This is a genomic window from Kitasatospora sp. NPDC004289 (assembly GCF_053602875.1).
Genome location: NZ_JBSGEL010000164.1, coordinates 1 through 3,205, shown reverse-complemented (window position 1 = coordinate 3,205; position 3,205 = coordinate 1). Strand labels below are relative to the sequence as shown.

Below are 3,205 nucleotides of genomic sequence, written 5' to 3'. Positions count from 1 at the left end.
CGCCCTCGCTCGGCTACGTCGCCGCGCTGCTGGCCTGCTGGCAACTGGGCGCGCAGGCGCTCCTGTTGGACCACCGCCTGACCGACCACGAGGTCCCGCACGCCCGGCGCGAGCCCGGCCTCCACCTGCCGCGCCAGTGCCTCCAGCGCCGCCTCCCCGCCGAGCGAGCCGGGCGGCATCCGCAGCTCCTGACGGCCCGCCAGCCACCGCACCGCACCCGGCAGCGAGGCCCGCAGGGCCTCCTCGGTGCCGACCTCCCGCTCCCGCACGAAGCCGCTGCGCAGCACGTACGGCTCGGCCGTGTAGGCGACCGAATCCCCCGCCCAGGCGGCCGTGAAGGCGTCGAGCGGCATGGTCGCGTACGGGTGCCCGTGCGGGTCGTGGAGCAGCACGGTGCCGTCCTCCCCCACCTCCAGGACCACCACGTAGTGGTCGCCGCCGTCGGCGTTCGGCGTGCCGGGCTGGTACAGGAGCAGGCCCATGTCCACCGGCCCGGCGAGCACCGGTCCGCCCTCGGCGCAGGCACGCCGCAGCCGTTCGACCGCCTGCTCGGCCGTCCCTCCGGCGGTGCGCTCGCAGCGCCAGCCGAGCAGGTCGACCGCCGCGTCCAGGCCGAGCTCCGGGTCCCAGCCGTACGGGCTGAAGAAGGGCAGCTCCCCGGCGATGAGTTCGGCGCCGAACGCCGAGCCGGTCAGGGTCTCCAGCACGGTGGTGGACGGGGCGGCGGGCCCGAGCAGCATCGCGAGGGAGTTGGTGTAGCAGTAGGGGCCTGAGCCGGTGTAGCCGAGCATGCGGTGGTCCTCTTCCATTTCCTCTGGGGCCGAGGGGCTCAGCCAACGGCCTCACACGGTGTCAGGGTCAAGCCCCGCCGCGGACTCAGGCAGCGGCGGCCCGCACCCGGGCGGCGGAGCGGGCCAGCAGGGCCACGGCGACCACGGTCGGGGCGAAGCCCACCACGCAGGCCGCCAGCACGGCCGCCGGGGTCAGGCCCATGGCCGTGGTCAGGGCGATCGCGAGGACGGCCAGCGGCACGACCACCAGGGGGCTGAGCAGCAGCAGGGCGGCCAGGCGCTTCTCGCGCGCGGACCACTGCGGGGCCCGGGCGACCCGTACGGCCGCGACGATCGCGGCGATCAGGGCGAGGCCCGGACCGACGCCCGGGACGAGGAGCAGCGGGAGGACCAGGCCGGCCGTCAGCAGTGTGACGGTGGTCCGCCGCCCGCCCTCCGCGACGGGCCGGGCCTGGCCCTCCTCGGCCAGCGCCGCGTCGGCGATCTGCCGGGGAGTGCCGAGCCGCTCCAGCACCTGCCGGGCCGCCGCCTCGTCCCCCTCCGACGCCTCGGCGAGGGCCACCTCGACGTGCTCGCGCAGGTCGGCGAGGAGCTCGCGCCGACGCTCGGCGGGCAGGGTGGCGGTCAACCGGGCGACGGCGTCGAGGTGTTCGCGGACCAGGGGGTGGTCGATGGGGTTGTTCACGGCTTCTCTCCCGGGGTGAGGACGTGGTCGACGGCTTCGCGGAAGGCGGGCCACAGCGTGGTGAACTCCTCCAGCGCCGCGCGGCCGGCCTCGGTCAGCGTGTAGTAGCGGCGGGACGGTCCGCTGGCGGAGTCCCGCAGGAAGGTGTCGGCGAGCCCGGCCCGGCGCAGCCGGGAGAGCAGGGGGTAGATGGTCCCCTGACTGGTCGCCAGCGTCGGGAAGCGTTCGAGCTCCTGGAGCAGCTCGACCCCGTAGCGCGGGGCGTCGCGCAGCAGTGCCAGGACGCAGTACTCCAGCACGCCCTTGCGCAGCTGGGTGGCGACCGCCCCGTCCGACGGGTCGGCGCCACCTCCGCCCATGTGTGTGTTGCCAGGTACCATGCGATGCAAGATAGCAGGCGGTGCAAGACTCTGCGCAACAGCGCGGCGAAACCCGCTTGACCGGTGCCGCAGGATGGCAGGGTGATCAGCCGTGACCGCGCCCTCGAGATCCTCCGCGCCCACCTCGCCAAGAAGGAGAGCTGGCCCCACTCGGAGACCGCACCCCCGTTCCACGTCCAGCGCGTGAAGAAGATCCCCCACGCCGGCTGGCTGATCCACTACGACCGCTCCGACCTCGACCCGCACGCCGAGCCGCACGCCGTCGGCTGGAACGGCGGCCACCTCGTGGTCGACGGCGTGGACGGCAGCCTCCACTACGTCAACGCGGTCTGGTGGACCGACGAGGGCTGGACGGACGAGTACCTGATGCACGTCCACGGCCACCGCTCCCCCGACCGGCTCGCCGCCGCCGTCCGTGCCCTGGACGCCGCCGAGGGCGCGGTGGCCGCCATGGCCCACCTCCGCAGGGTCGCGCCGCGGCTGCTCCTCCACCAGGCCCGCGCCTACCTCACCGCCGTCCGCGACGGATCCGAACCCCCGGACGAGCTCTACGAGTTGACCCGCCCACTCCCCCTCCCGACCCCGGCCCACATCGAAACCGTGGCCGGCCCGGCCGTCTGACGACGGCGCTCAGGGACGGCGGAAGAACTCCGCCTCGGCCAGGGCCACCCGGCGGCCCGGACCGGTGCCGTAGGCCCCGTCGACGGTGAGGCGCAGGCGCTGGACCCCGCTCACCGCGAGGCGGAACCTCTGCGGGCCCGGGGCGTCGGCGAGCTGCAGGGTGCGGGTGGTGACGCCTCCGCCGGGGGCGGTGAGGGTGACGGTCAGCGCCCGGGGGCGGGCCTGGGTGAGGAACTGTTCGGCGTTGGCGGACACGCCGCTGTGCAGCACGAGGTCCACCAGGCGGACCGGGGACGGCAGTTCGACCTCCAGGTACTCGCCCCGGGCGTCCCCCTCCCCGGCCGGGGACCAGGAGCGGTCGTTGGTGCCGTCCACCGCCAGGGCGGCCTGGTGGCCGGGCTGTTCGGAGGAGGCCCGGACGGCGGTGGGGTGGATCTGCTGGGGATCCGAGATCCGGTCCCGGACCGCCTCGACCCCGGCCGACAGCTGCGCCCGGGCCAGGTAGCCACCGCCCAGCAGCAGCACCAGGACCAGCAGCGGCAGCACGAACCGGGGCCGCCGCCACACCCGCCGCCTCGGCCGCTCCCCCGCGTCGCCGACCGAGTTGAACTCCCCACCCGCCGTGGGCAGATAAGCAGCTGTTCGTCCTCACCGGCAGCATCACCGGGGCGGCCGTGGTCGCCCTCGACGGCACCGTGCTGACCGTGGCCCAGCCCACCCTGCGGCGC

The 3,205-nt window shown here is 75.1% G+C and carries 5 protein-coding genes; 1 reads left to right on the top strand and 4 read right to left on the bottom strand.

All coding sequences use genetic code 11. From position 1 onward, the window contains the following. The 3 genes from ACWEPF_RS39675 to ACWEPF_RS39665 all read right to left on the bottom strand — a co-directional run. On the bottom strand, positions 1-791 hold a 791-nt coding region (locus ACWEPF_RS39675; RefSeq protein WP_452176497.1), incomplete at its 3' end, for a hypothetical protein. An 85-nt stretch (positions 792-876) separates the two neighbouring features. Continuing rightward, a complete protein-coding gene (locus ACWEPF_RS39670; RefSeq protein WP_452176496.1) occupies positions 877-1,476 on the bottom strand; it encodes an HAAS signaling domain-containing protein in 600 nt (199 codons plus the stop codon). Continuing rightward, positions 1,473-1,856 (bottom strand): PadR family transcriptional regulator, encoded by a 384-nt coding sequence (locus ACWEPF_RS39665; RefSeq protein WP_452176495.1) that lies wholly within the window; start codon positions 1,854-1,856, stop codon positions 1,473-1,475. The genes ACWEPF_RS39670 and ACWEPF_RS39665 overlap by 4 nt, the downstream gene beginning before the upstream one ends. 81 nt (positions 1,857-1,937) lie before the next feature. Here ACWEPF_RS39665 and ACWEPF_RS39660 point away from each other — a divergent pair, with 81 nt between their 5' ends. Continuing rightward, a complete protein-coding gene (locus ACWEPF_RS39660; RefSeq protein WP_452176494.1) occupies positions 1,938-2,477 on the top strand; it encodes a YrhB domain-containing protein in 540 nt (179 codons plus the stop codon). Between the two features lie 9 nt (positions 2,478-2,486). Here the strand turns inward: ACWEPF_RS39660 and ACWEPF_RS39655 are convergent, their stop codons facing one another. Continuing rightward, complete coding sequence (locus ACWEPF_RS39655) at positions 2,487-3,044, bottom strand: NADase-type glycan-binding domain-containing protein (RefSeq protein ID WP_452176493.1); 558 nt, start codon at positions 3,042-3,044, stop codon at positions 2,487-2,489. Positions 3,045-3,205 lie beyond the last annotated feature (161 nt).

Coding starts and splice junctions, on each gene's coding strand:
- ACWEPF_RS39665 (WP_452176495.1), bottom strand. CDS start 1,856: ATGGTACCTGGCAACACACACATGGGCGGAGGTGGCGCCGACCCGTCG.